A 25290-nucleotide genomic window follows, 5' to 3' on the forward strand; every position below is an offset into this window, starting at 1 on the left:
GTCAGGGAAGGGGAGCGGGTGGATCGCGTTCGGGTTCGAGCACCAGCAGCAGCGAGGCGATCAGCGCCAGCACCAGGCCCACCATCTTCAGCGGGCCCGGCACGACGCTGGCGAAGATCAGCGACAGCACCGCTGTCACCAGCGGTGCGCCGGCATTGGTCAGCGGCGCCACCACGATCGCCTTGCCGTGGCGGAAGGCGTAGACGAGGGTCAATGCGCCGATGGCGTTGAGCACCTGAATGCCGGCGGTCATCCACGGGCCATCCAGGCCCATGTTCACCGGCTGGCTCCAGTCGGTCATCGCCAGCGCCACCGGCACCAGCAGCAACGCGCCAACGGTCATGTAGAAGAAAATGCTTTCCGCCCGCACGGTGTCATTCGCCAGGCGCATGAAATAAGCCTGCAGGCCCCACGCCAGCATGATCAGCAGCGACTGCAGGAACCAGCCCAGGCCGCCGTCGGCGCTGCGGCCGAAGGACAGGTCCAGCATCGGCAACGCCACCAGCGCCAGCACGATGCCGGCCGTGCCCATCCAGCCCGTACGCTCGCGCAGGAACAGGAATGACAGCGCGATGGTGACCACCGGCGACAGCGAGATGATCGGGAAGACGAAGTACGCCGGCCCGATCGTCAACGTATGGAACAGCAGCATCTGGCCGCCGGCACCCAGCAGGCCGATGGTCATGCCGTAGGCGATCGCACGCGGCGAACGTTCGAGCTGCCAGCCGCGGCGCCACAGGATGTACAGCGCGGGCGGGATCATCGTCAGCGCCCACACGCCATACACCAGCGTGTCGGGGAAGCCGTGCTCGGACGACAGCGGCGACAACGCGCCCCATACGCCCCACAGCGCGACGGTCGCCAGCGCGAAACCCAGCCACGGTCGACGCGGCGAGGTGGCGGTGAGGGCCGCGGCCGGCACACTCATGCGCGCGCCCCGACGGGTGTGGCCTGCAACAGCACGAAGTGCTTGAACGCCACGCGCAGCTTGGCGGCGTCCGCATCCACCTCGCCCAGATCGACCTCGTTGAACAGATCGTGCACGCGGTAGCGACCCGGCGCCAGGCCGCGCAATGACACGGCACCGCTGAAGGTGTCGGCGTAGAACGTGTAATACATGGCTCCGTCCTTGGCGATGGCGTGCGCCTCGGGCCGGTCGAAGCCGATGTCGTAAAGCTCGCCACGGTATTCGCCCTTGGGCAGCATGTGCTGCTTGTACAGCGTCACCCATTTGCGCCACAGCGCTTCCCGCTGCGGATTGAGCACCAACCCACCGGGCGGCAGCGGCTCGGAGGGATGCTCGGTGTCTTTGGGCCAGGTGAACTTGGTCGAGACCACCGCACCGATGCCCACGCTGGAGGCAAAGTCGTCGCCGCGATCGGACAGCTCCACGTGATCGCCCGCATAACTGCTGCGCGAGCCCATCAACGCCTTCATCGACTTGCCCTTGCTGCGCACCTGCCATGACGAGGTCGGGTCGGAAGCCGGGTACTGGTCGGTGGCCGGAAGATTGTGGAAGTCGAACGCGGTGCCACACGGGCACAACTCCACCACGGCCTGCGGATTGGCTTCGTGGATGGCGTCGTAAATGGCCTTCCAGAACGTGGCCAGCCCCTCGACCGAATCGCTGGGGTGCGCATGCTTGTGCGCGGGGTTGTAGCAGGGAGCCACGCTGTTGAGGTGCTGGCCGTCGAACTTGATGCCCTCGAAACCCCAGTCGCCAATGATCTTTTTCACCAGCGCCACGTAGAAGTCGATGGTGGGCTGATAGGCGGGGCACTGGGTCAACGCGTTCCACCAGGTCACGGTCTGGAACGCGCCGCCTTCGTCCAGCAACAGCATGTCGGTGTGGTCGTGCAACACATCGCTGCCCGGGTCGGCGGCCAGCGGAGCCACCCACAGGCGCGGTCGCATGCCCTGGCGACGCACCTCGGCGGTGAACGCGCGCATGTCGGCGTCGCCGCGCGGGAACTTGCGCTTGTCGATGCGCCAGTCGCCCTCGTTGGTCTGCCAGCCATCGTCCATCACCACCCATTCGAAGCCCAGGTCGCGGGCCTTGGGCAGGGTGTCCAGGATCTGCTTGATGGTGAAGTCGCGCCCGTAGCCCCATGCGCACCAGATCGGCGCGAACGCGGAGGCGGGTGCCTGCGGCGCCACCAGGCCTTCGGCCTGCATGTAGGTTTTGTACTGCTGCAACGGTGCGTAGTGATCGCCGGTGTGCACGGCGAGCAGGGTGCGTTCGGTGATCAGGGTTTCGCCCGGCGCCAGCGTGGATTCCTGCAGCAGCTCGACCGCGATGTGCGCGCCCTTGGCTGTTTTCTTCACCGGCAGATCCAGCGGTCGCACCACCGGCTCCACGTGGCCCACGGCGATGCCGACGTCGCGGCGCCAGATATTGGCCACCGGCGTGCCGCCGCCGTAGTCGGACGAATCCATGGACAGCTTGTTGCGCTGATCGAAATCGGCACCCATCGGCTGCACCCAGTCGCGGCGGTCGGTGTGGGTGGTGCCGGAGAAGCTCCAGAAGCCGCCCGGCGCGTCGGCCAGTTCGTGCGCGGCGTTGCGCCAGCCAGCGACCTTGAGCGGTGCGGTGCCGCTGTTGCGGTAGCGCGTCTGCAGCACGGCAAAGCCGGGCAGGCTGTCGAAGAACGTCACCGCCACCTGCTTTTCGACATGTCCGCTGGAGCGGCCGGTGACGATCACCTGACGGCCGGCACCGTGGCGTGGGTCGCGGATCGCTTCCTCGCGATGATCGGTGAGGGCGAAATCGTCCAGCGCGCCATTGGCCAGCAGCAGGCTTTCGCTGGGCTGGTACGGCGTGATGGCGCCGCCTTTGACGAGCAGGCTGCTGTGGAGTTTGCGGTCGAAGGCGATGGTCAGGACGGTGTCCTGGGCCACGGCATCCGCGCCTGCCACCGCGCCGCCGCTGCGGATCGCGGCGGCCATGGCTTTCGGCAGGAGAGCCATGGCCATGCCGCCGGCTACGCTGCCAGCGACCAGCTTCAATACCGTGCGGCGTCCCATCGGTTCCATGGCGAACTCCTGCAAAAGTGTTGTACCGATTCTGCGTCAGTGATCGGTGTTGATGCAAGCGTTTCGTTTCGGTATGGTGCAAATATGTTTCGTTATGTAGCGAAGGGGATGTGATGAACCGAGTTTTCCGCCATCTGATCGCCGGCGTGCTGGCGGCAACCGTTCCGTTTTCGATTGCGGCTGCCCCGGCGCAGTCGGCGGGCGCGGGTGTTTCGAACAGCTACTCGATGGCCGACTTCGCGCAGGTGCGCAAGTACGACGCCCATTTCCACGCCAACAATGCCGACCCGGCGCTGCTGGAGCTGCTGCGCGAGGACGGTTTCCAGGTGTTGTCGATCAACGTCGACTACCCGGATTTCCCCAGCATCGCGCAGCAACACACGGTCGCGCTGGCGCTGGCGGCGAAGGATCCGGCGCATTTCCATTGGGCCACCACGTTTTCGATGAAGGGCTTCGGCACGCCGGGCTGGGCCGACAAGGTCGACGCGAAGCTGGCGCAGGACGTGGCCAGCGGCGCGCTCGCGGTGAAGATCTGGAAGAACGTGGGGCTGGTGGAGCGGAACGCCGCCGGCAAGCTGATCATGCTGGACGACCCGGGTCTGGTGCCGGTGGTCGAGCAGGTGCGCACGCTTGGCATGGCCTTGATCGACCATCAGGGCGAGCCGCGCAATTGCTGGCTGCCGCTGGATCAGATGACCACCGACAACGATCGCGAGTACTTCAGCAATCATCCCGATTACTACATGTACCTGCACCCGGAGATGCCTGGCTACGAGGACCTGATGGCCGCGCGCGACCGCTTCGTGGCCGCCAACCCGAAGCTGCGTTTCGTGGGCGCGCACATGGCCAGCCTGGAATACGACGTCGACCGGCTGGGCGCGTTCCTGGACCGGTTTCCCAATGCGACCGTCGACCTGGCCGCACGCATGAGCCAGGTGCAGTACCAGTCGGTGCGCGACCGCGAGAAAGTGCGCAACTTCTTCATCCGCTATCAGGACCGGCTGCTGTACGGCACCGACCTGACCTTCGGCCCGGACGCCAAGGCCGAGGAATTCAAGCGCGAAGCGCACGGCGCGTGGACGTCCGACTGGCGTTACCTTGCCACCGGCGAAACCCAGCGGATCGACATGATCCACGCCGACGTAGCGGGCCTGGCGTTGCCGCGCGCGGTGATCGACAAGATCTACTACGCCAATGCGGTGCGGGTTTTTGCCGTGTCCCGGCCGGCCGATTGAGCGTGCCGGCCGCTCCCTACGCCAGCTGCAGCTTGAAGCCGAGCTGATGGCTGGCCTGGACGATATCTTCCGGCGCGTTGGTGTCCGTGATCAGCATGTCCAGCGCGGTGACGGGGACGATGCGATGCAGGCAGACCCGGCCGAATTTCGAGCTGTCGGTGATCGAAACCACCAGGCCGGCGGCTTCCACCATCTTGCGATTGAGCAGCGCCTCGGGCTCGTAATGCGTGGTGATGCCGCGCTCCAGGTCGAAGCCGTCCACGCCCAGGAAAAGCTTGTCCACATGCAAGGCGTCCAGCGCCTCGATGGTCAGCCCGCCGTAGAACGCCATGTTGCGGCGGCGCAGTTCGCCGCCAAGCATCACGATGTTGATGTTGTGCTTTGGCGCCAGCGCCGTCAGCACGCCGAAGTCGTTGGTGACCACGGTGATTTCCGCATCCGGCAAGGCCTTGGCCAGCTCGATGGCGGTGGTGCCCGAGTCGATGGCGATGGTGTCACCCACATTGACCAGGGCCGCGGCGCAGACGCCGATGCGGCGCTTTTCGTCCAGATGGGTGGTGCTTTTCGCTTCGTAGTTGGGCTCGGCCAGCGTGCCGTTGATGACGCCGCTGTCGATCGCGCCGCCGTAAGCGCGCGACATCACCCCGCGTTCGGCCAGATAACGCAAGTCCTTGCGCACGGTTTGCGCACTCACGCCGAAACGATCGACGAGGGTGGAGACCTGGACGCTTCCTTGCTGGCGGACGAGTTCGCTGATCTGGAGGCGTCGTTGACTAGTGTCGCGGGTCGCGGCCATGGAGTGTTCCGACGGGTGGGTGAAAGTATGCCGCATTTCGATATATTTCGCTATTGATACAAAACGAAACATGCTTTAGGCTCGATTTCGTTGTTTAGACGTTAGGCCCAAACACCCGCTTCCGAGGAGAGAACCCCGTGAATGCCGCATCCTTCCGCCAGAACATGTTGTTTTATGCCGTAGCGCTTGCCCTGTTGGCGCCGACGGTGGCTCTATCCCAGACCGTGCCGGGAAACACAAACGGGGCGCCGGATTCGCAGACGCAGCCCGAGTCGACGGCTGCATCAGGCGATGACGCCGTCGCCCTGGGTGCCATCACGGTGACGGGCGTCCAGGCCAGCCTGGCGCGCTCGGCCGATCTCAAGCGCTACGCGAGCACGGTGCAGGATTCCATCAGTGCCCTGGAACTGGGCAAGTTCCCCGACAACAACGTGGCCGATTCGCTCAGCCACATCACCGGCGTGGCCATTACGCGCACCGCCGGCGGCGAAGGTCAGCGGGTGAGCGTGCGCGGCCTGGGGCCGGAATACACGCTGACCACGTTCAACAATCGCATCCTCGCCACCGACGGCGCCGGCCGCGATTTCGCGTTCGACGTGTTGCCCGCCGACGTCATCAGTGGCGCCGACGTGATCAAGGGCGCCCAGGCGTCGCTGACCGAAGGCGCGATCGGCGGCCTGATCAACCTGCGCTCGGCCAGCCCGTTCGACAAAAAGGGCACCCACGGCATCGTGCGGCTGGAGGGCGATCGCAACCAGATGTCCGAGCTCAACGGGCGCAAGCTCTCGGCCACCTTCAGCACCACCTTCGCCAACGACACCATGGGCGTGCTGCTGGGCGTGGTCGAAGCCAAGCGCAAGGACCGCACCGATGTCGCCGGCAACGACGGTGGCTGGACGCGCAACCCCGATCCCAGCGACCCGAACTGGGGCGGCAATGCCTGGGGCGGCAACATCGACCTCAACGGCAACGACGAGCTGGACCCGAACGAGTACGGCCTCATCGCCCCGGGCCAGTTCCGCGTCGGGTCGATCCTGGAAGACAAGAAGCGCAGTGCCTATTCCGGCAAGTTCGAGTGGCACCCGAGCGACACCGTGCGCATCGTGGTGGATGGCCTGAAAACCCGCCTGGATTCGCCGCAGGTGTCCTACCAGCAGTCGTACTACACGCTGTTCGCGCCGGGCCGCTGGTCCGACATGACGGTGAAGAACGGCATCGTCACCGACTTCACCATGAACAACCCGGACCCGGATCAGCGGCTCAACCCGGAGCTGCTGAACCAGACCGAATACCGCGTGGTCGACACCGAGCTCTACGGCCTCAACGGCGAATGGAAGGTCACCCCCGACCTGACCCTGACCGGCGACGTCTACCGCTCCACCTCGAAGCGTCATTCCGGTGGCCAGGACACTTACGTCGTCCTGCGCATGAACAAGCCGAACACGGCGCACATCAGCCTGGGGCCCAACGCGGTGCCCAATGTCGACATCCATTTCGACGACGGTCGCGACCTTGCCACCGGGCTGGCCGACGGCCAGTTCACCGAGTCGGACCTCAACAGCCATTACATGGAGCTGCGTGGCGACAACATCGACGACAAGATCACCGGCGCCACCGTGTCCGGCAAGCTGTTCATCGGTAAATTCGGCGTGGACCAGCTGCGCTTTGGCGTGACCCGCACCGAGCGCGAGAAATCGCGCGACCTGGTCAACAACACCCTCAACGGCGGCGCGGATTACTACGCGGACAACTACGCCATCAACGTGGGCGACCTGGGCGGCAACGTGATCTCGCACACGTTCAACGTGCCGCATTTCATGGATGGCGTGCACAGCAGCTTCCCGCGCAGCTTCCTGGCGTTCGACGTACCCAATTACCTGGCGCAGTTGCGCGCGTATGACGGTCATCCGCGTCCGGGCGGCGGTACCTACGACTTCTCCATGGCGGCGCCGGCGTGGAACCCGCTGCAGAGCTACCGGGTCAGCGAGAAGACCAATGCCTTCTTCGTCCAGGCCGACATGTCGGGCGATCACTGGGATGGCGACGTGGGCGTGCGCCTGGTCAAGACGAACACCAACGCGCAGGCGTGGGACGCCAAGATCCTCGGCATCGTCGAGAACGGTGCGTTCAACTACACCGCGACCTACGCGGAGCCGACGCCGATCAGCGAAGACGCGGACTACACCTATGTGTTGCCGTCGGCCAACTTCACCTGGCACTTCACCGACGACCTGCAATTGCGCGCGGGCGTGGCCAAGACCATGGCGCGTCCGTCGGTCGATACGCTGGCGCCCACCAACACCACCGAAAGCGTCTCCTGGGGCGAGTTCACCCAGATCTACGGCGGCAACGTGGATCTGAAGCCCTACACGGCGACGCAGGGCGACCTGTCGCTGGAGTGGTATTTCTCGGATCACTCCATCGCCAACGTGGCCGTGTTCTACAAGGACATCAAGAACCAGATCACCACCAGCTGGGAGCCGGGTCAGGACATCGGCGTGCCGGGATACCTGTTCAATGTGATGCGCCCGATCAACGGCGATCACGCCAAGGTCAAGGGTCTGGAGCTGGGCCTGCAGCACTTCTGGGACAACGGTTTCGGCGTGCGCGGCCAGTACACCCGCAATCTCTCGAGCAGCTGGGTGGAGGGCGAGAAGCGTCCGCTGGAAGGTATTGCCCCGGCAACGTATTCGCTGGGCGTGATGTACGAGAAGGGCAAGTGGTCGTTGGGTGTCAATGCCGATCGCACCGACGGCTTCGTCTCCGCGATCAACGTCCTGGGCACCGGCTACAACGAGAAGGCCGACCCGCTCACCTGGCTGACGGCGCACGTGTCGTACGACATCAACGACATGTTCAGCGTCACGCTCGACGGCAACAACCTGCTGGACGAGGCGCAGACCACCAGCATCAATGGCAATCCGCTGCTGACCCAGAGCTACTACCGCTACGGCCGCTCCTACACGCTGGGCGTGAGCTTCCGGTTCTAGCCGACGTCAGTCGCATCCCGATCTTTCCCCTGTCTCGTCGCTGACCGTCCTCCCCCGGTCGGCGGCGGGGCGGGGGAAGGTGTTTGGCGCAGCGGATCAAACGCGGGCGCGGCATGGGCCCGGCGGTACAATGCGGCATGGATATCTTCAAAGTCTTCAACATCGAAGCGGCGCATCGGCTGCCGAATGTTCCGGCCGGGCACAAATGTTCGCGCCTGCACGGCCACTCGTTCCGGGTGGAAATCCACGTCAGTGGCGAGCCGGGTGCCGACACCGGCTGGGTGATGGACTTCGCCGACGTCAAGGCCGCGTTCGCACCGATCTACGACCAGCTCGACCATCACTACCTCAACGACATCGAGGGGCTGGACAACCCCACCAGCGAGCGCCTGTCGATCTGGATATGGGATCGCCTGAAGCCGGCGTTGCCGCTGTTGTCCGAAGTCGTGGTGCATGAAACCTGCACCTCGGGATGTCGCTACCGCGGGCCATCCGCTGCGCGTTGAGGTTCGCGCCAGCAGGCCGGCTTGCCCGCCACGCCGCCTGCGGCTCATCGGGTCACTTCGACCTCCCTCGGCACTTCGTCGGCTCATTTCTGACGCGATGCGAAAGAGCGGGCTTCGATAGATAAGTGCAAGCGTTAAATGAATATTTTCCAACTGAGGCCGGGGTGGCTGAAGAAATATGTTGCAATGCACAAAGATTGCCGCTAATCTTTGCCTCACTACCCCATCCTCAACGAGGACTTAGATCATGACGCAGCAGATCAATCAGTTTTTCGACTACGCCAAACAGTTCTCCGACAACGCCTTCAAGGCGCAGACGCTCGCCCTGAAGGGCCTGCAGACGGTCGCCGAACTGCAGTTCAAGGAATTGCAGCGCCAGGCCGGCGCGACCGCCGACTTCGTTGCGGCCGTGCAGGAAACCCGTGACATCGACGGTCTGCGCAGCCTGTGGGAAAAGGGCGCCAGCGTGAGCCGCGAGAACGCCGAGCAGGCCGTTGCCGTGTCGCAGGAAGTGATCGCCATCTCGCAGAAGACCGCCCAGTCGCTGGGCGCCCTGGTGCAGGAACAGCGCCAGGCCGCGAATGACGCCGCTGCGCCGGTCGGTCGCAAGGCTGCCGCCAAGTAATCTGTAAAAACTCCCCCCGTGTGCGAGTCTTGGGCCGGACAGATCCCCACTGTCCGGCCCTTTCTTTGCCATCGATTCCTGGCTCGCGAGTGGTCTGCAAGCCGCCGCACGGCAGGGTGAAGAACAAAATGTCGCACCCCGGCGGCTTGTCGCTGGAATGCGCCCACTGATATACTTCGCCGGATCGGATCGTGGCCCGTAGCTATCGGTGCCGCCTGGTGTAAACCGCGCGGAGGCCTTGCGTGCTCAACAGTCTTGCCACCGGTCGCCGTCTCGCTTTGCGTACCTCGCTGCTGCAGCTTGCTGTGGCAGTTTTGGCCGGAGTGGCATTTCTGGCACAGGGACCTCGCGAGGCGATAGCGGCCGCTGCAGCTGCAACGATGGTGGCGCTGGGTACCGCGCTGTTGTCGGTGCGGTTTTTCAGTGGCTTGCACGGTGCGCGCATGGCGTTGAGCCGCTTGCTGACGGGCATGCTCCTGAAGTGGATCGTGATCGTCGGGGGGCTGGTCGTGATCCTGTTCCAATTCAAGTTGCCGCCACCGGCTGCCATTACCGGGCTGGTGGCTGCCTTCGCGGTTTATCTGCTGGCGTTCAGATTCAAGGGTTGAGACATGGCAAGCGAGCCGACTGGCGGCCTCACCGAATACATCCAGCACCACCTGACCCATCTCGTGCCGCATTCGAGCCCCGATGGCTTCTGGGCAGTGCATCTCGATTCGGTCACGATTTCGCTGGCGCTGGGCGTGCTGTTCTGCCTGTGGTTCTGGCTGAAGGCGCGCAAGGCCACGGCCGGCGTGCCGGGCAAGGGCCAGGCGTTCGTGGAGATCGTGCTGGAGTTCGTCGACGGCCAGGTCAAGGACGTGTTCCATGGCGATCGTCGCGTGCTGGGCCCGCTGGCGCTGACCGTGTTCATCTGGGTATTCCTGATGAACGCGATGGATCTGCTGCCGGTGGATCTGCTGCCGTGGATCACCGAGATGTTCGGCATCGGCCATTTCCGCGCCGTGCCCACCGCCGATATCAACATGACCTTCGCGATGTCGCTGACGGTGTTCGTGCTGATCATCTTCTACAGCTTCAAGGCCAAGGGCGCCGGCGGCTACATGCGCGAGCTGTTCACCGCCCCGTTCGGCAAGCACCCGCTGCTGTGGCTGCCCAACTTCGCACTGAACCTGGTCGAGCTGGCGTCCAAGCCGGTCAGCCTGGCGATGCGACTGTTCGGCAACATGTACGCGGGCGAGCTGGTGTTCATGCTGATCGCCGGCCTGTTCAGCGCCGGTGCCGGCCTGGCGGGCTGGGCCTTGTATGGCGCGGGCATCATCGGCTACACGGTGTGGGGCATTTTCCACATCCTGATCATCTCGATTCAGGCATTTATCTTCATGGTGCTGACGATCGTCTACATCTCGATGGCACACGATCACCACTGATCCGCGCACCTCGAATTCTTCGCTTCATCCGTTTTGACTTCAGCTTGTATTTCTCAGGAGATCACCGTGGAACATCTCGTTCAGTTTGCACAAATCCAGGGCTTCACCGCTATCGCGCTCGGCCTGATCATCGGCTTCGGTGCGCTCGGTGCCTGTATCGGTATCGGCATCATGGGTTCGAAGTTCCTCGAAGCCGCCGCCCGTCAGCCTGAGCTGGTGCCGCTGCTGCAGGGCCGCATGTTCCTGCTGGCCGGCCTGATCGACGCGGCGTTCCTGATCGGTGTGGCGCTGGCGATGTACTTCGCCGTGGCCAACCCGCTGCTGGGTTCGGTGCTGTCGGCTGCTGGCGCGGGCCAGTAAGCAACGCTCTTCCGGTGGCGCCGTTGCGGCGCCACCGTGTTTCCGGCCTGGGCTGCATGAAGCCCGGGTCCGTTCCACTCCGTATTTACAGGTAACGCAGCGATGAATTTCAACGCGACCTTGATTGGCGAAATGCTTTCGTTCGCCATCTTGATCTGGTTCTGCGTCCACTTCATCTGGCCGCATATCACCAAGGCCATTGAAGACCGGCAAGTAAAGATCGCCGAAGGTCTGAGTGCGGCCGAGCGTGCGCACGCCGAGCTGAAAAGCGCCGACGTGAAAGTGCAGGCCGAGATCAAGGTGGCGCGTCAGCAGGCCTCCGAGATCATCGACAAGGCCCAGCAGCAGGCCAACCAGATCATCGACAAGGCCCGCGGTGATGCGGTTGCCGAGATCAACCGGCTGAAGGCCACCGCGCAGGACGACATCGCCTCGATGGCGCAGCGCGCCCGCGACCAGCTGCGCGAGCAGGTTGGTGCGTTGGCGGTGCAGGGAGCCAGCAAGATCGTGCAGCGCGAGGTTGATGCCTCGACGCACAAGGCCCTGCTCGACCAGCTCGCGGCCGAGATCTGACCATGGCGCAATCCGTCACTCTCGCCCGTCCCTACGCGCGTGCCGCTTTCGAAGTAGCGCGCGCGGCTGGCTCGCTGGGCGCGTGGTCGCAATCGCTGGCGTTTGCCGCAGCGGTGGCGGGCGACGCGCGCGTGAGCGGCCTCGGCAATGATCCGCGGGTACTGCCGTCGCAACTGGTGGCGCTGCATCTGCCGGCTGGCGTGGCGGTCGATGCGCCGTTCGGCCAGTTCCTGACCGAGATGGCTGAACAGCGTCGCCTGGGCTTGCTGCCCGAGGTGGCTGAATTGTTCGAGACGCTCAAACGCGAGTCCGAGTCGCAGCTGCTGGTCAAGGTGACCAGCGCGATGGCACTGGACGCGGCGCAGGCCGAGCAGTTGAAGGCGTCGCTGAAGCGCCGCTTCCATCGCGAGATCGAACTGGAAACCTCGGTCGATGCCACGCTGCTGGCTGGCGCCATCATCGACACCGGCACGGAAGTGATCGACGGCTCGGCGCGCGGACGTCTCGCGCAGCTGGCCGGCGCGCTGGGTTGAATAGACGCGAAGTCCGTTTCGCGAAGGGCAAAAACTGGCCATTCATGGCCGGAAAAATTGATTAAACGCGAAGTCTGTTTCGCGGAGAGCACAACCGGTCATGCATGACCGGACGCTTCGAAAAAGCATTCAAAATCCGGGATAGGCAACCATGTCCAGTACAACACTGAATCCGTCCGAGATCAGCGAACTGATCAAGAGCCGCATTGAGCAGTTCAAGCTCGGCGCCGAAGCACGCAACGAAGGCACGATCATCAGCGTGTCCGACGGCATCGTGCGCATCCACGGCCTGGCCGACGCGATGCAGGGCGAAATGATCGAGCTGCCGGGCAACGCGTTCGCGCTGGCGCTGAACCTGGAGCGCGACTCGGTCGGCGCCGTGGTGCTGGGTGAGTACCAGCACCTGCGCGAAGGCGACACCGCCAAGACCACCGGCCGCATCCTCGAAGTGCCGGTTGGCCCGGAGCTGCTTGGCCGCGTCGTCGACGCGCTGGGCAACCCGATCGACGGCAAGGGTCCGATCAACGCCAAGCTCACCGCCGAAGTCGAGAAGGTCGCGCCCGGCGTGATCTGGCGCAAATCGGTCGACCAGCCGCTGCAGACGGGCTACAAGTCGATCGACGCGATGATCCCGGTCGGTCGTGGTCAGCGCGAGCTGATCATCGGCGACCGCCAGACCGGCAAGACCGCGGTGGCGATCGACGCGATCATCGCGCAGAAGGGTTCGGGCGTTAAGTGCATCTACGTGGCGATCGGCCAGAAGCGTTCGTCGGTGGCCAACGTGGTGCGCAAGCTGGAAGCGCACGGCGCGCTGGCGCACACCATCGTGGTGGTGGCCTCGGCCTCCGAGTCGGCCGCGCTGCAGTACGTGGCGCCGTATGCCGGTTGCGCGATGGGCGAGTACTTCCGCGATCGCGGCGAAGACGCGCTGATCGTGTACGACGATCTGTCCAAGCAGGCGGTGGCGTATCGCCAGATCTCGCTGCTGCTGAAGCGTCCGCCGGGCCGTGAGGCGTATCCGGGCGACGTATTTTATCTCCACTCGCGTCTGCTCGAGCGCGCCTCGCGCGTGTCCGAAGCCTACGTCGAGAAATTCACCAACGGCGAAGTGAAGGGCAAGACCGGCTCGCTGACCGCGCTGCCGATCATCGAAACCCAGGGCGGCGACGTTTCGGCGTTCGTGCCGACCAACGTGATCTCGATCACCGACGGTCAGATCTTCCTGGAAACCGACCTGTTCAACGCCGGTATCCGTCCCGCCGTGAACGCCGGTATCTCGGTGTCCCGCGTCGGCGGCGCCGCGCAGACCAAGATCGTGAAGAAGCTGTCCGGCGGCGTGAAGCTGGCGCTGGCGCAGTACCGCGAGCTGGCCGCCTTCGCACAGTTCGCCTCGGACCTGGACCCGGCCACCCGCGCCCAGCTGGACCGTGGCCAGCGCGTGGTCGAGCTGATGAAGCAGGGCCAGTACGCGCCGCTGTCGATCGCCGAGCTGGCCTTGTCGGTGTACGCGGCCGAGAAGGGCTACCTGGACGACCTGCCGGTCGCCAAGGTGCTGCCGTTCGAGAAAGGCCTGCACGCCTTCATGCACCAGAACCACGCCGACCTGATGAAGACCATCGTCGCCACCGGCAACTGGGACAAGGACATCGAAGCCACCTTCAAGGCCTCGCTGGACGAGTACAAGAAAACCGGTAGTTGGTAAGAGAGCAGGGAATAGAGAATCGGGAATAGGGAATCGGAAGAGCAACGGCGCGGCGCGCTTCGCTTTGAACCATTCCCGATTCCCCATTCCCGATTCCCACGAAGTGAGCAAAGCGAGCGAGTAAAGCATGGCCAGCGGACGCGAAATCAAAACCAAGATCAAGAGCACGCAGAACATGCGCAAGGTGACGCGCGCGCTCGAAATGGTCTCGGCTGCCAAGATCCGCCGCGCGCAGGACCTGATGAAGGCCTCGCGCCCGTATGCCCGCGCCATGCGCAAGGTGATCGCGCACGTGGCCCAGGCCAGCACGGATTTCAGCCATCCGTTCCTGACCGAGCGCAACAACGTGGCGCGGGTCGGCTACATCGTGGTGTCGACCGATCGCGGCCTGTGCGGCGGCCTCAACTCCAACCTGTTCCGCCGCCTGTTGCCGGCGATTGCCGACTGGCAGAAGCAGGGTGTGCAGGTGGACGTGGTGGCGGTCGGGCAGAAGGCGGTCGCGTTCTTCCGTCGCATCAAGGGCGTCAACCTGATCGGCAGCGTGACCCATCTGGGCGAGAAGCCGAAGCTGGAACAGCTGGTGGGCGTGATCAAGGTGATGATGGACGCGTACCAGGCCAACGGGCTGGACCGCGTGTTCCTGGCCTACAACGACTTCGTCAACACGATGGTGCAGAAGCCGACGATCGATGCGCTGTTGCCGCTGCCGCTGGTGGCCGCGGAGATGGAGGCACACCAGGAGGCCGGTGAATCGGCCTACGCCGGTGTGAAGCTGGAAGCGACCAACGACTGGGACTACCTGTACGAGCCCGACGCGCAGACCGTGCTGGAACACGTGCTGGGACGCTACATCGAGTCGGTGGTGTACCAGTCGGCGCTGGAGAACCTGGCCAGCGAGCACGCCGCGCGCATGGTGGCCATGAAGGCCGCGTCGGACAACGCGAACAAGGTGATCGACGAACTGACGCTGGTCTACAACAAGGCACGCCAGGCCGCGATCACGCAGGAAATCTCGGAAATCGTCGGCGGCGCGGCGGCGGTATAAGTGCGATCGTCCGTGATCGCAAAGCAAGATCAAAAAGCGGCCATCCATGGCCGCACTCCTAGTAAGAGCGACGCATCATCGGCGCTTTGTAAAGAACCTCAAGAGTTACATCCGGAGCTATCAGCATGAGCCAGGGCAAAGTTGTTCAGATCATCGGCGCGGTCGTCGACGTGGAATTCCCGCGTGACCAGGTGCCGCAGGTGTACGACGCACTGAAAATCGACGGCACCGACATCACGCTGGAAGTGCAGCAGCAGCTCGGCGACGGCATCGTGCGTACCATCGCGCTGGGTTCCACCGAAGGCCTGAAGCGCGGCCTGCAGGCGCGCAACACCGGCGAAGGCATCAAGGTGCCGGTCGGCAAGGCCACGCTGGGCCGCATCATGGACGTGCTCGGCAACCCGATCGACGAAGTCGGTCCGATCGAGGCCGAGGATCAGTGGGTCATCCACCGCGAAGCGCCGACGTACGACGAGCAGGCCGCCGCGAACGACCTGCTGGAAACCGGCATCAAGGTGATCGATCTGGTCTGCCCGTTCGCCAAGGGCGGCAAGGTCGGCCTGTTCGGTGGCGCCGGCGTCGGCAAGACCGTGAACATGCTGGAGCTGATCAACAACATCGCCACCCAGCACGCCGGTCTGTCGGTGTTCGCCGGCGTGGGCGAGCGCACCCGCGAAGGCAACGACTTCTACCACGAGATGCAGGAAGCAGGCGTCGTGAAAATCGACAACCTGCCCGAATCGAAAGTGGCGATGGTCTACGGCCAGATGAACGAGCCGCCGGGCAACCGCCTGCGCGTGGCGCTGACCGGCCTGACCATGGCGGAATACTTCCGCGACGAGAAGGACGAGAACGGCAAGGGCAAGGACGTGCTGTTCTTCGTGGACAACATCTACCGCTACACGCTGGCCGGTACCGAAGTGTCCGCGCTGCTGGGCCGCATGCCGTCCGCGGTGGGCTACCAGCCGACCCTGGCCGACGAGATGGGCGTGCTGCAGGAGCGCATCACCTCGACCAAGACCGGCTCCATCACCTCGATCCAGGCCGTGTACGTGCCCGCGGATGACTACACCGATCCGTCGCCGGCCACCACCTTCGCGCATCTGGACTCGACCGTGGCGCTGTCGCGCGACATCGCCAGCCTGGGCATCTACCCGGCGGTGGATCCGCTGGCCTCGACCAGCCGCCAGCTCGATCCGCTGGTGATCGGTCAGGAGCACTACGATGTCGCCCGCCGCGTGCAGGGCACGCTGCAGCGCTACAAGGAGCTGAAGGACATCATCGCGATTCTCGGCATGGACGAGCTCTCCGAGGAAGACAAGCAGGCCGTGTCGCGTGCGCGCAAATGCGAGCGCTTCTTCTCGCAGCCGTTCCACGTGGCCGAAGTGTTCACCGGCTCGCCGGGCAAGTACGTGTCGCTGGCCGAAACCATCCGCGGCTTCAAGATGATCGTCGACGGCGACGTCGACCACATCCCCGAGCAGGCGTTCTACATGGTCGGCGGCATCGACGACGCAATCAAGAAAGCCGAGGAAATGGGGGCCAAGAAAGCCGCCTGAGGCGGCTTTCGGGAATCGTGAATCGGGAATAGGGAATCGGAACAGCCGCAACCCATCCCGCTTCTACGATTCCCCAATCCCTATTCCCCATTCCCTTCGAGCGTAGCGAGAAAACCCATGACTCAAACCATTCGCGTCGACATCGTCAGTGCCGAAGCCGAGATTTTCTCCGGCGACGCGACGATGGTCGTGGCCACCGGCGAGCTGGGCGAGCTGGGCATCACGCCGCGCCACGCGCCGCTGATCACCCGCCTCAAACCCGGCCACGTCGATGTGCTGCTGGCCGGTGGCGAACGGCAGCAGTTCTATGTTTCCGGCGGCATGCTGGAAGTGCAGCCACAGGTCGTCACCGTGCTGGCTGACACCGCCGCGCGTGCCAGCGACCTGGACGAGGCGTCCGCGTTGCGCGCCAAGCAGGAGGCCGAAGCCGCCCTGGCCAATCGCACCGAGGCGCTGGATGTCGCCGAGGCGCAGACCAAGCTGGCCGAGGCGATGGCCCAGCTGCAGGCGCTCGAGCGTCTGCGCAAGACCCTCAAGCACTGATTTCCGGTCCATCGGAAAGCCACGAAGCGCCGGCCTTGTGCCGGCGTTTTCGTGTGGGCACCATGCAGCTTTGGCCGCAGGGAAGGACGCCGATGATGAAACGGGCAACCATGGTGCGCATCAGCTTCGGCAGCCTGCTGGTATGGCTGGCCGGTTGCGTGGCCACCAAGCCGCTACCGACACCCCCGCCCACCGGCGAAGCCTCCTGGCATGAGGTGGCCGAGCCCGGCACGGAGCACTACCAGCTGGCGATGGGCGAAGTGTCCAGCGGCGCCACGCCATTCAAGCGCGTGACCCCCACCTACCCGGCCAGCCTGCTCAGCACCTGCCCGCCGCCGCAGGACGTGCAGGCCATGCTGATCGTGGATGACAAGGGAGCGGTGAGCGAGGTGCGCGTGGCGGGCGAGGCGCAGGCTGATGCGGGCCGCCGTGCGTTCATCGCTGCCGTACGCGCCGCCGCGCTGCAATGGGAATTCAACCCGCTGACCATCGACCGCTGGGCGGCTGATGCCGAAGGCGAGAGCCATGTGGTGGAAAGCGAGACCAAGCCGTTCAGTCTCGACTACGTATTCCACTTCGAATGCCACGCCGGCAAGGCGGCGGTATCGACAGCGCCGACGAAGTCCTGAAACTGCTTCTGTGGGAGCGACTTCAGTCGCGATGCTTCTGCCCTGGAGCCCCAAAGAAAGAGCATCGCGACTGAAGTCGCTCCCACAAAGGAAGTAGTGAAGACCCCGCTCCGCCTTGTGTCAGCGGATCTTGCTCAGGATGCCTTCGAGCTCGTCGTTGCTGTGGTAGTGGATCACCAGCTTGCCGCGGCCACCGCGGCCTTGCGCCAGTTCCACCCGCGCGGCCAGGCGCTCGCCCAGTTCGCGTTCCAGGTCGGTGACGTTGGGGTCGCGGGACGGGCTGTTCTTCGCCTTGCCCTTCGGCTCGGTCTGCGCGCGGCGTGCGGCCTCCTCCAGCTCGCGTACCGTCCAGCCGTTGCGCGAGGCTTCCAGCGCCAGCGCTTCGGCATCGCGCTCGGGCAGGGTCAGCAGGCAGCGGGCGTGGCCCATTTCCAGCTTGCCCTCGTCCAGTAGTTTCTTGATCGAGGCGGGCAGTTCGGTGAGCCGCAGCAGGTTGGAGACCGCGGCGCGCGAGCGGCCCACGGCATCGGCGGCTTGCTGGTGGGTGAGGTCGAAATCGTCGATCAGCCGCTTCAGCGCGTCGGCCTCTTCCAGCGGGGTGAGATCCTCGCGCTGGATGTTCTCGATCAGTGCCATCGCGGGCACGGATTCTTCCGGTACGCGCTTGACCAGCGCGGGCAGTTCGGCCAATTGCGCGCGTTGCGCCGCACGCCAGCGCCGCTCACCGGCGATCAGCTCGTAGCTGTTCTTGCCCAGCGCCCGCACCACCACCGGCTGGATCAGGCCCTGCGCCTTGATCGACGCGGCCAACTCCTCCAGCGCCTCTTCGTTCCAGTGCCGCCGCGGCTGGTATTTGCCGGGCTGGATCTGCTGGATCGGCAGCACGCGCAGCTCGCCTTCCTGTTCGGTCAGCGGCGGGGTGTCCGGGCCGTCGCCGCCGAGCAGGGCGTCGAGCCCGCGTCCAAGCCCACGTTTTTTTGCAGCGGCCATGCTTATTCCTGGTGAATGCCGGCGACGGCGTCATGCGTTACCGGGTGTTCGTGATCATGCGTGGCGGCATCGGCTGCCGCGCCGGCGGCGGCCTGATTGCGTTCACGCCGGATCATCTCGCCGGCCAGGCCGACATAGGCGATCGCGCCACGCGAGCTGCGGTCGTACAGATGAATCGGCTGGCCGTGGCTGGGCGCTTCGGCCAGGCGCACGTTGCGCGGGATGATCGAGCGCAGCACCTTGTCGCCGAAATGCTGGGTGAGCTGGGCGGAAACCTCGTTGCCCAGGTTGTTGCGCACGTCGTACATGGTGCGCAGCAGGCCTTCCACTTCCAGCGTGGGGTTCAGGCGTTGGCGCACCGCCTTGATGGTTTCGAGCAGGCTGGACAGGCCTTCCAGCGCGAAATACTCGCATTGCACCGGAATCAGCACGCCATTGGCGGCGGTCAACGCATTCAAGGTCAGCAGGTTCAGTGAGGGCGGGCAGTCGATCAGGATGGTGTCGTAGTCGCCGGTCACCTTCGCCAGTTGTTCCTTCAACCGGTGCTCGCGCGCCAACGCGTCCATCAGCTTCAGCTCGGCGGCGGTGAGGTCGCCGTTGCCGGGCAGCAGGTCGTAGTGTGCGTCGGTGGCCACGATAGCTTCGGCGACGGTGGCCTCTTCCAGCAACACGTCGCAACCGTTGGGGCGGTGGTCGCGCTTGCTGATCCCCGACGCCATCGTGGCGTTGCCCTGCGGGTCCAGGTCCACCAGCAATACCTTGCGTTTCGCGGCGGCCAATGCCGCAGCGAGGTTGACTGCCGTGGTGGTCTTGCCGACGCCGCCCTTCTGGTTGGCGACAGCGATGATGCGGGCCATGGATGGTAGCTACCGTGCGCGGGAACCCCTAGTGTAATGCGTCGCCCAGCCCCGCGCTGTCCGTCACCTGGCGGATGTGCGCCCGATCACCAGCAGGTGGCGTTCGGCCGGCAGGCCCGGCACGGCCAGTTCATGCGTGCTGCGAACGGCGAAGCCGGGCGGGATGCCGGGCAGTTCGTCGTCAGGGCGCTTCCCCTTCATTGCCAACCAGATGCCGTCCGGCGCCAGCAACTGCCCACCCCAGCCCAGCATGTCGGCGAGGCTGGCGAAAGCGCGCGCGGTCACGCAATCGTATTGGCCCTCGACGTCTTCCACGCGCGACTGCAACGCACGCACGCCTTCGAGTTTGAGCGAGCGAATTGCCTCGCGCAGGAAGCGCACCTTCTTGCCGTTGGAGTCCACCAGCAGGATCTCGCGCCCCGGCGCGGCGATCGCCAGCACGATCCCCGGCAGCCCCGGGCCGGTGCCCAGGTCGGCCAGGGTGGCGCCTTGCACGTAGGGCAGGATCGCCAGCGAATCCAGCAGGTGGCGGGTGACCATTTCCGCCGGATCGCGCACGGCGGTGAGGTTGTAGGTGGCGTTCCAGCGCTCCAGCAGCGCCTGGTAATCCAGCAGCCGTGACACCGCGTCGGCCGGCAGTTGCAAACCCAGTTGATCGATGCCCTGTTCGAGCCGTGCCTGCAAGGCGTCGCGCGCTGCCATGGTGATTCCTGAAACGTGGGTGGTAGGAGCGACTTCAATCGCGACCGCGCACGGTGGTGGCGGTCGAGTCGCTGCGGTGCCGCGGCAGTATCCCGTTCACGCGGCACGGATGCCAGCGCGTCGCCCAACAAAAACCCGCCGGACGGCGGGTCGGTTCGCGCTGGGTGCCTGATGTGATCAAGCCAGGTCGAGATCCACCCGCGTGACCATCATGCCGCGTTCGCGCAGGGCACTGTTCAACGCCTGCTTCATCCGCGTGCCCATTACGCGGCGGTCGGCGGCTTCAGCGGCCAGCGGCTCGTCATTCATGGCGGCGATGGCGCCACGGCGGATCAACTGATCGACCTGGTCGAACACCGCATCGGCGCGCTCGGGCTCCAGCACCTGCCAATACACCGTGCCGCGAACATCATGGGCGTTGTCGGCCGCCGACTCTTCCAGCCGCAGCACCTGGCCGGCGAGGTTGATCTTGTGCGCCACGCGCTCCAGCAGCGGCATCACCATGTGCACGCCCGGCTGCAGCAGCCGCGCCGGCTTCCCGAGCCGATGCAGGCTGTAGACCTGTCCGGCGGGCACATGCTTGATCGCGCTGGCGAGCAATGCCAGTGCGGACCCCAGAACCATGACCGAAATGAGCGTGTTCATCTTTTTAAAACAGCCACTTGGCTGTTATTTCCTCGTCCAGTACAACAACTTAAGGGTACAGGCGGACCTGGTGTGAAATATTAACGGACATTTAACCCGAGAGCCAGACCGAAACAAGGCCTGTAGCCAACGGCGCCCCTTTTCATCCCTCATCCGGCTCGTTTTTCGTAGAAACGCTTACTTAACGCTTCGGCCGGCGCCCGGAGATCTTTAGCCGATGCTTGACGCTTGGCGATCTTTTGTGTCACCGCACGTCAATCGCGCATCGGATTTCGCTCGCCACGGGCGTGGCGCGCTGCCGCCACCCGTTCGAAGCAAGAAAAGTGCCCGCCGTGGCCGGCGTGCGGCAGGTGAAGTAAGGTAACGGCCCGCGACACAGAGGCAGCGAGCACGTGACAGGCGAGAGGCAGCAGGGTGATCAGGCCACGGTCGTCGTGGTCATGGGCGTATCCGGTTCGGGCAAGACCACCATGGCCCGGGAGCTGGCGCAGAAGCTGGGCTGGGCGTTCCTCGAGGGCGACAGCGTGCATCCGCCGGCGAACGTCGCAAAGATGAGCGCGGGCACGCCGCTGAACGACGAGGATCGCTGGCCGTGGCTGCAGGCGATCGCCGAATGGATGTCGCAGCGGCTGCAACGCGGTGAAAGCGCCGTCGTGGCGTGCTCGGCACTGCGCCGCATCTACCGCGACTGCTTGCGCCAGGCCGGCGCCGGCGTGCGTTTCGCCTACCTGCACGTACCCCACGACGAGCTGGCCCGGCGCATGCGCAGCCGCAACCACTTCATGCCGCCGTCGCTGCTGGACAGCCAACTGGCCACGCTGGAAGAACCGGGCGCGGACGAGGATGCTTTGCGGGTCACCGAGGAACATGGCGTGGAGGCAAGTCTGGCCGCCATTATCGACTGGGCCTGCCGTCCGTCCGCCCATGCGAGCGCACCGGCGGACGAACGATAAACCGGTTTGCCGGCGCATCCCTCGATGCGAGGTGATGGCGCCGGCAGGGTTCGCCTCAGAACTTGCCGGCGCGGAAGTCGGCGATGGCTTCCTGGATCTGCTCGGGTGTATTCATCACGAACGGTCCGTAGCGCGCGACGCGCTCGTTGAGCGGTTTGCCGGCGACCACCAGCAGGCGTGAGGGTTGCGCGCCGCCGGTCAGTTGCAGCGTGTCGCCGTCGGACAACACGCCCAGCTCGCTGCGCTGCAGCTGTTCGCCGCCAACGATGGCTGATTCGCCCTCGAACACATAGGCGAAACCGTGGTGGCCGGCGGGCAAGTCCAGCGCCAGCTGTGCGCCCGGTTGCAGCGCGATGTCGAGATAGATCGGTGCGGTGACCACGCCTTCGACCGGGCCGGTGGCGCCGGCCAGTTCACCGGCGATCACCTTGACCTCGACACCCTCGGCCGGGTGCACCACCGGAATCCGCTCGGGGCCGATGTCCTGGTAGCGTGGGGCCGTCATCTTGTCGCTGGCCGGCAGGTTCACCCAGAGCTGGAAACCCCACATCAGGCCGTTCTCCTGCTGCGGCATCTCCGAATGCAGGATGCCGCGACCGGCCGTCATCCACTGCACGCTGCCGGGTGTGAGGTCACCCCTGTTGCCGTGGTTGTCGTGATGCTGCATGCGGCCAGCCAGCATGTAGGTGACGGTTTCGAAGCCGCGATGCGGATGCTCGGGGAAGCCGGCGATGTAGTCGTCGGCACTGTCGGAACGGAATTCGTCCAGCAGCAGGAACGGGTCGAGCATGTCCAGTCCGGGCTGGCCGATGATGCGTTTCAGCTTCACGCCGGCGCCGTCGGCGGTGTCCATGCCGCGGATGCGGCGTGTGATGTGGCGGTCGCTCATGGCTTGCTCCGGTAAAGGGTGGGATTGCCCGCCAAGATGGCCCCGTTCGGCCGCTTATCCAAGCATCGGCGCGGGAACGGATTGTTCCCGGGGTGCAACGCTGAGGTCATTCCAGCCAGCGAAACGCACGGGCCAGCTCGGTCGCCGCGTTTTCCAGATAGCAGCGGCCATGGGCAAGGATCACCCGTTGCGGTTGCCATGCCCGCATGCGTGCAAGCGATGCGCGGGCCTGGGCCTTGTGCCCGGCGTAGGTCAAGCGCAGGTCCAGCGGTGCCTTGCCGTCGGGATCGATCACGCCGCCGAGCCGCGCCATCCAGCGCATCGCTGTCGGCAGTTTTTCGGCCTCGAAGTTCTCGATCAGGTCAGCCAGGATCAGCGTGGCGCTGGCGCGGTGCAGAAACACGATTTCCTGCATCGCCCGGCTGCCACGAAAGTGCAACTGGTCGATCGTGGCAGCCCAGTCCGGTGGTGGCGCATCGTCGAGGTCGGCATCGAAGTGCACCTCGATGTGTTGGCTGGCGGCGCGCTCGCGCACGCCGGGCGAGGCCCACGCGTGCGCCTGCGGGTAGCGCTGTTTCCACGCGGCGATGTGCGCGTAATGCAGCAGGTTCGGCGACACCAGGTGGCGCACCGGGCCGAGCGCGTCGATGGCCGCGAACAAGGCCTGATCCGGCGCGATCGGGGAATGGCACCACAGCTCGCCATCGGCCAGTTGAACCAGCGTCATGCGGGTGGGGAACGGCGCGCGCATGCCGAATGCAGCCGTGTACACGAGCGGGCCATCGGCGATCCATATCCCGGCCGCCACCGGTTTGAGGATATTCAGCGGTGTGTACAGGCCCATTGCCGACATGGATCACCTCGCCAGATTCCCGTCCCCGCAATGTTCTGTCAGTGCACCCAGTGACCGCTGCGCTGGCGCGGCGGCGAGTGGTCGTCGTCGTTGCCCGGGCGCTGCTGCAGCACCATCGTCTCCACCTCGGCCTCGGTGGCCGGCTTGGCTTGCCAGTACTGGTTGACCGCCACCAGCACGGCAGCCACCTGTGCCAGGCATTCGTCGTATTCGTCGTCGCTGAGTTTCTCGAACTCGGCGTCGGCGCTGAGCACGCCTTCGTCGACCGCCAGCGCCATCACCGGCCCCAGCAGTTCCATCAGTTGCGGGTCTTCGCTGAGGCGGCTTTCCCACAGGCCGGCACGCAGGTCGATACCGCGGCTGAAGCCTTCGCACCAGCCCGCGGCGGACAGCATCATGCCGGTTTCCAGTTCCACCTCACCCAGGATCGGCTCGTACGCATCCACGTCGAGCTCGGCGCTGATCGAGTCGTTGAGCTTGGCCAGCAACGCCAGCACGCGGTTGCCCTCGGCCTCGTCGGCGAAGGGTTCGTGCAGCACTTCGGGCAGCCACTCCTCCGGCAGAACCAGCAGGGGGCCGACCGCCAGCGCGCTGAGCAGGCCGTGCACGCCGTCGAGCAGCAGGTCGTCCGCGCCCGTGTGGGCGCGCAGGTAGCGGTCCAGTTCATCCAGTTCGCTGTCGTCCAGCGAGCTGGGCCATTCACTCTTGGCAGTCATCTCAAAACCTGTTCGTGGTCGCATCGCGCCCGTTGCGGGCAGCACGGGCGGCAGGGAAAGTGTACGTCGGTGCCGGATGATCGCCGGATGACGAGGCAGGCGGACGCGTTCACCGGCAGGCCTCCAGATCGAGCTCGAGCATCACCGGGGTGTGATCGGAGGGCCGCTCCCAGCGTCGTGGTTCACGGTCGATGGTGGCGGCGCGGGCGACGGATTTGAGGGCTTCGCCGATCAGGATCAGGTCGATGCGCAGGCCCAAATTGCGGCGGAACGCGGCCTGGCGGTAATCCCACCAGCTGTAGTGGCCGGGTTCGGATTCGAACAGGCGGAAGCTGTCGTGCAGGCCCAGGTCGGTGATGGCCTTCAGGCCCGCCCGCTCCGGCGGTGAGCACAGGATGTCCTCGCCCCATGCCGCCGCGTCGTAGACGTCGCGGTCGTCCGGGCAGATGTTGAAATCGCCCAGCACGACCAGTCGTGGATGACGGGTCAGTTCGTCGGCCAGGAAGTCGCGCACCCGCGCCAGCCAGTCCAGCTTGTACGCGTATTTCGGGTCGCCCACTGCCTTGCCGTTGACGACGTACAGGTTCACCACGCGCAACCCGCTCACGCTGGCAGCCAGGATGCGCCGCTGCGGGTCGTCCAGGCCGGGGATGTCGGTGACGATGTCGCGCGGCTCGTCGCGGGCCAGGATGGCGACGCCGTTGTAGGTTTTCTGGCCGGAAAACACCGCTTGATATCCGGCAGCCGCCAGCTCGTCGACGGGAAACTTCGCGTCTTCCAGCTTGGTTTCCTGCAGCGCCACCACATCGGGCTGCGCATCGGCCAGCCACTGGGTCAGGTGCGGCAGCCGTACCTTCAGTGAGTTGACGTTCCACGAGGCAATTTTCATTCAGCCATTGTAGGCGATGAACGGATGGAAACCGGAGGAAACGGCGCCGTCAGGCGGTTTGGCAGGCTTGTCGGGCGGCGTGTTCCAGTGGTGCCGACGAGGCGCAAAACCCACGGGAAACTATATTCACCAAAAGCTTGCATTCCAGTGTATGCTGGCGAGGCAGGGGTTTGGGGCAACCCAGAGTGCCTGCTTCTATTGCGGTCAAGTGCATTTCGCTCCAAGCCGCAAACCATC

General features: G+C 65.0%; 26 protein-coding genes. 15 read left to right on the top strand and 11 right to left on the bottom strand.

From position 1 onward, the window contains the following. Nucleotide 1: 1 nt before the first annotated feature. Together ACFPK0_RS01220 and ACFPK0_RS01225 are read right to left on the bottom strand one after the other, a co-directional pair. The gene (locus ACFPK0_RS01220) at nt 2-928 is read right to left on the bottom strand and encodes an EamA family transporter (RefSeq protein WP_377337814.1); all 927 of its coding nucleotides are present in this window, start codon (nt 926-928) and stop codon (nt 2-4) included. After that, the gene (locus ACFPK0_RS01225; protein WP_377337816.1) at nt 925-3033 is read right to left on the bottom strand and encodes a glycoside hydrolase family 36 protein; all 2109 of its coding nucleotides are present in this window, start codon (nt 3031-3033) and stop codon (nt 925-927) included. Before ACFPK0_RS01225 ends, ACFPK0_RS01220 begins: the two co-directional genes overlap by 4 nt. 113 nt (nt 3034-3146) lie before the next feature. Here ACFPK0_RS01225 and ACFPK0_RS01230 point away from each other — a divergent pair, with 113 nt between their 5' ends. Beyond that, the gene (locus ACFPK0_RS01230; RefSeq protein ID WP_377337818.1) at nt 3147-4268 is read left to right on the top strand and encodes an amidohydrolase family protein; all 1122 of its coding nucleotides are present in this window, start codon (nt 3147-3149) and stop codon (nt 4266-4268) included. Nucleotides 4269-4284: 16 nt separating this feature from the next. Here the strand turns inward: ACFPK0_RS01230 and ACFPK0_RS01235 are convergent, their stop codons facing one another. Next, the gene (locus ACFPK0_RS01235; RefSeq protein ID WP_056082975.1) at nt 4285-5064 is read right to left on the bottom strand and encodes a DeoR/GlpR family DNA-binding transcription regulator; all 780 of its coding nucleotides are present in this window, start codon (nt 5062-5064) and stop codon (nt 4285-4287) included. Nucleotides 5065-5201: 137 nt separating this feature from the next. On the opposite strand from ACFPK0_RS01235, the gene ACFPK0_RS01240 reads away from it, so the two are divergent. From ACFPK0_RS01240 to ACFPK0_RS01300, 13 genes are all read left to right on the top strand, one after another. Beyond that, the gene (locus tag ACFPK0_RS01240) at nt 5202-8054 is read left to right on the top strand and encodes a TonB-dependent receptor (protein ID WP_377337820.1); all 2853 of its coding nucleotides are present in this window, start codon (nt 5202-5204) and stop codon (nt 8052-8054) included. A gap of 137 nt (nt 8055-8191) precedes the next feature. Continuing rightward, complete coding sequence (gene queD / locus ACFPK0_RS01245) at nt 8192-8560, top strand: 6-carboxytetrahydropterin synthase QueD (protein ID WP_377337822.1); 369 nt, start codon at nt 8192-8194, stop codon at nt 8558-8560. A 247-nt stretch (nt 8561-8807) separates the two neighbouring features. Beyond that, nucleotides 8808-9185, top strand: a complete 378-nt coding sequence (locus ACFPK0_RS01250; RefSeq protein ID WP_007082356.1) for a phasin family protein — start codon at nt 8808-8810, stop codon at nt 9183-9185. Nucleotides 9186-9427: 242 nt separating this feature from the next. Then, nucleotides 9428-9793, top strand: coding sequence for a hypothetical protein (locus ACFPK0_RS01255; protein ID WP_056082966.1), 366 nt, complete (start codon nt 9428-9430; stop codon nt 9791-9793). 3 nt (nt 9794-9796) lie between these two features. Continuing rightward, on the top strand, nt 9797-10615 hold the full coding sequence (gene atpB / locus ACFPK0_RS01260; protein ID WP_056082963.1) for a F0F1 ATP synthase subunit A: 819 nt from the start codon (nt 9797-9799) through the stop codon (nt 10613-10615). A gap of 66 nt (nt 10616-10681) precedes the next feature. After that, nucleotides 10682-10975 carry a F0F1 ATP synthase subunit C gene (gene atpE / locus ACFPK0_RS01265; protein ID WP_007082359.1) on the top strand — a complete coding sequence of 98 codons (294 nt, stop codon included), beginning with the start codon at nt 10682-10684 and terminating at the stop codon, nt 10973-10975. Between the two features lie 102 nt (nt 10976-11077). Beyond that, nucleotides 11078-11548 (top strand): F0F1 ATP synthase subunit B, encoded by a 471-nt coding sequence (locus tag ACFPK0_RS01270; RefSeq protein WP_007082360.1) that lies wholly within the window; start codon nt 11078-11080, stop codon nt 11546-11548. Nucleotides 11549-11550: 2 nt separating this feature from the next. Then, complete coding sequence (locus ACFPK0_RS01275) at nt 11551-12081, top strand: F0F1 ATP synthase subunit delta (RefSeq protein WP_377337827.1); 531 nt, start codon at nt 11551-11553, stop codon at nt 12079-12081. 151 nt (nt 12082-12232) lie between these two features. After that, the gene (atpA, locus tag ACFPK0_RS01280; RefSeq protein ID WP_056606689.1) at nt 12233-13783 is read left to right on the top strand and encodes a F0F1 ATP synthase subunit alpha; all 1551 of its coding nucleotides are present in this window, start codon (nt 12233-12235) and stop codon (nt 13781-13783) included. A 127-nt stretch (nt 13784-13910) separates the two neighbouring features. Beyond that, nucleotides 13911-14828 carry a F0F1 ATP synthase subunit gamma gene (atpG, locus tag ACFPK0_RS01285; RefSeq protein WP_056606686.1) on the top strand — a complete coding sequence of 306 codons (918 nt, stop codon included), beginning with the start codon at nt 13911-13913 and terminating at the stop codon, nt 14826-14828. A gap of 125 nt (nt 14829-14953) precedes the next feature. Next, nucleotides 14954-16387 (top strand): F0F1 ATP synthase subunit beta, encoded by a 1434-nt coding sequence (atpD, locus tag ACFPK0_RS01290; protein ID WP_056606683.1) that lies wholly within the window; start codon nt 14954-14956, stop codon nt 16385-16387. 117 nt (nt 16388-16504) lie between these two features. Further along, on the top strand, nt 16505-16930 hold the full coding sequence (locus ACFPK0_RS01295; RefSeq protein ID WP_056082948.1) for a F0F1 ATP synthase subunit epsilon: 426 nt from the start codon (nt 16505-16507) through the stop codon (nt 16928-16930). 95 nt (nt 16931-17025) lie between these two features. Next, nucleotides 17026-17559: a hypothetical protein gene (locus ACFPK0_RS01300; protein ID WP_235578719.1), complete on the top strand. Its 534-nt coding sequence runs from the start codon at nt 17026-17028 to the stop codon at nt 17557-17559. A 120-nt stretch (nt 17560-17679) separates the two neighbouring features. On the opposite strand, the gene ACFPK0_RS01305 is transcribed toward ACFPK0_RS01300, so the two are convergent. The 4 genes from ACFPK0_RS01305 to ACFPK0_RS01320 all read right to left on the bottom strand — a co-directional run bounded on the left by ACFPK0_RS01305 (nt 17680) and on the right by ACFPK0_RS01320 (nt 20753). Further along, nucleotides 17680-18549 (bottom strand): ParB/RepB/Spo0J family partition protein, encoded by an 870-nt coding sequence (locus ACFPK0_RS01305; protein WP_056606677.1) that lies wholly within the window; start codon nt 18547-18549, stop codon nt 17680-17682. Between the two features lie 2 nt (nt 18550-18551). Beyond that, complete coding sequence (locus ACFPK0_RS01310; protein ID WP_056082938.1) at nt 18552-19406, bottom strand: ParA family protein; 855 nt, start codon at nt 19404-19406, stop codon at nt 18552-18554. A 63-nt stretch (nt 19407-19469) separates the two neighbouring features. Beyond that, nucleotides 19470-20108: a 16S rRNA (guanine(527)-N(7))-methyltransferase RsmG gene (gene rsmG / locus ACFPK0_RS01315; protein ID WP_377337832.1), complete on the bottom strand. Its 639-nt coding sequence runs from the start codon at nt 20106-20108 to the stop codon at nt 19470-19472. A 177-nt stretch (nt 20109-20285) separates the two neighbouring features. Further along, nucleotides 20286-20753, bottom strand: coding sequence for an SPFH domain-containing protein (locus ACFPK0_RS01320; protein ID WP_377337834.1), 468 nt, complete (start codon nt 20751-20753; stop codon nt 20286-20288). A gap of 392 nt (nt 20754-21145) precedes the next feature. Here ACFPK0_RS01320 and ACFPK0_RS01325 point away from each other — a divergent pair, with 392 nt between their 5' ends. Then, a complete protein-coding gene (locus ACFPK0_RS01325; RefSeq protein WP_377337836.1) occupies nt 21146-21706 on the top strand; it encodes a gluconokinase in 561 nt (186 codons plus the stop codon). 55 nt (nt 21707-21761) lie between these two features. Here ACFPK0_RS01325 and ACFPK0_RS01330 read toward each other — a convergent pair whose 3' ends face one another. The 4 genes from ACFPK0_RS01330 to xth form a co-directional block, all read right to left on the bottom strand. Continuing rightward, nucleotides 21762-22595, bottom strand: a complete 834-nt coding sequence (locus ACFPK0_RS01330; RefSeq protein WP_377337838.1) for a pirin family protein — start codon at nt 22593-22595, stop codon at nt 21762-21764. A 106-nt stretch (nt 22596-22701) separates the two neighbouring features. Next, a complete protein-coding gene (locus ACFPK0_RS01335; RefSeq protein ID WP_377337840.1) occupies nt 22702-23448 on the bottom strand; it encodes a DUF4336 domain-containing protein in 747 nt (248 codons plus the stop codon). 38 nt (nt 23449-23486) lie between these two features. Then, nucleotides 23487-24164 (bottom strand): YecA/YgfB family protein, encoded by a 678-nt coding sequence (locus ACFPK0_RS01340; RefSeq protein WP_056082916.1) that lies wholly within the window; start codon nt 24162-24164, stop codon nt 23487-23489. Nucleotides 24165-24273: 109 nt separating this feature from the next. Further along, the gene (xth, locus tag ACFPK0_RS01345; RefSeq protein ID WP_377337842.1) at nt 24274-25053 is read right to left on the bottom strand and encodes an exodeoxyribonuclease III; all 780 of its coding nucleotides are present in this window, start codon (nt 25051-25053) and stop codon (nt 24274-24276) included. Nucleotides 25054-25290 lie beyond the last annotated feature (237 nt).

It is taken from the genome of Rhodanobacter ginsenosidimutans (assembly GCF_042655685.1).
Lineage (GTDB): Bacteria > Pseudomonadota > Gammaproteobacteria > Xanthomonadales > Rhodanobacteraceae > Rhodanobacter > Rhodanobacter ginsenosidimutans.

Excerpts from the sequence above, each read along its gene's own strand:
- ACFPK0_RS01250 (WP_007082356.1), top strand. The coding sequence starts at position 8,808 with ATGACGCAGCAGATCAATCAGTTTTTCGACTACGCCAAACAGTTCTCC.
- ACFPK0_RS01235 (WP_056082975.1), bottom strand. The coding sequence starts at position 5,064 with ATGGCCGCGACCCGCGACACTAGTCAACGACGCCTCCAGATCAGCGAA.
- atpA (WP_056606689.1), top strand. The coding sequence starts at position 12,233 with ATGTCCAGTACAACACTGAATCCGTCCGAGATCAGCGAACTGATCAAG.
- ACFPK0_RS01335 (WP_377337840.1), bottom strand. The coding sequence starts at position 23,448 with ATGTCGGCAATGGGCCTGTACACACCGCTGAATATCCTCAAACCGGTG.
- ACFPK0_RS01310 (WP_056082938.1), bottom strand. The coding sequence starts at position 19,406 with ATGGCCCGCATCATCGCTGTCGCCAACCAGAAGGGCGGCGTCGGCAAG.
- ACFPK0_RS01270 (WP_007082360.1), top strand. The coding sequence starts at position 11,078 with ATGAATTTCAACGCGACCTTGATTGGCGAAATGCTTTCGTTCGCCATC.
- ACFPK0_RS01340 (WP_056082916.1), bottom strand. The coding sequence starts at position 24,164 with ATGACTGCCAAGAGTGAATGGCCCAGCTCGCTGGACGACAGCGAACTG.
- ACFPK0_RS01230 (WP_377337818.1), top strand. The coding sequence starts at position 3,147 with ATGAACCGAGTTTTCCGCCATCTGATCGCCGGCGTGCTGGCGGCAACC.
- ACFPK0_RS01305 (WP_056606677.1), bottom strand. The coding sequence starts at position 18,549 with ATGGCCGCTGCAAAAAAACGTGGGCTTGGACGCGGGCTCGACGCCCTG.
- atpD (WP_056606683.1), top strand. The coding sequence starts at position 14,954 with ATGAGCCAGGGCAAAGTTGTTCAGATCATCGGCGCGGTCGTCGACGTG.
- ACFPK0_RS01320 (WP_377337834.1), bottom strand. The coding sequence starts at position 20,753 with ATGAACACGCTCATTTCGGTCATGGTTCTGGGGTCCGCACTGGCATTG.
- ACFPK0_RS01300 (WP_235578719.1), top strand. The coding sequence starts at position 17,026 with ATGAAACGGGCAACCATGGTGCGCATCAGCTTCGGCAGCCTGCTGGTA.
- atpB (WP_056082963.1), top strand. The coding sequence starts at position 9,797 with ATGGCAAGCGAGCCGACTGGCGGCCTCACCGAATACATCCAGCACCAC.
- queD (WP_377337822.1), top strand. The coding sequence starts at position 8,192 with ATGGATATCTTCAAAGTCTTCAACATCGAAGCGGCGCATCGGCTGCCG.
- ACFPK0_RS01275 (WP_377337827.1), top strand. The coding sequence starts at position 11,551 with ATGGCGCAATCCGTCACTCTCGCCCGTCCCTACGCGCGTGCCGCTTTC.
- ACFPK0_RS01225 (WP_377337816.1), bottom strand. The coding sequence starts at position 3,033 with ATGGAACCGATGGGACGCCGCACGGTATTGAAGCTGGTCGCTGGCAGC.
- ACFPK0_RS01330 (WP_377337838.1), bottom strand. The coding sequence starts at position 22,595 with ATGAGCGACCGCCACATCACACGCCGCATCCGCGGCATGGACACCGCC.
- ACFPK0_RS01220 (WP_377337814.1), bottom strand. The coding sequence starts at position 928 with ATGAGTGTGCCGGCCGCGGCCCTCACCGCCACCTCGCCGCGTCGACCG.
- rsmG (WP_377337832.1), bottom strand. The coding sequence starts at position 20,108 with ATGGCAGCGCGCGACGCCTTGCAGGCACGGCTCGAACAGGGCATCGAT.
- xth (WP_377337842.1), bottom strand. The coding sequence starts at position 25,053 with ATGAAAATTGCCTCGTGGAACGTCAACTCACTGAAGGTACGGCTGCCG.
- ACFPK0_RS01295 (WP_056082948.1), top strand. The coding sequence starts at position 16,505 with ATGACTCAAACCATTCGCGTCGACATCGTCAGTGCCGAAGCCGAGATT.
- atpG (WP_056606686.1), top strand. The coding sequence starts at position 13,911 with ATGGCCAGCGGACGCGAAATCAAAACCAAGATCAAGAGCACGCAGAAC.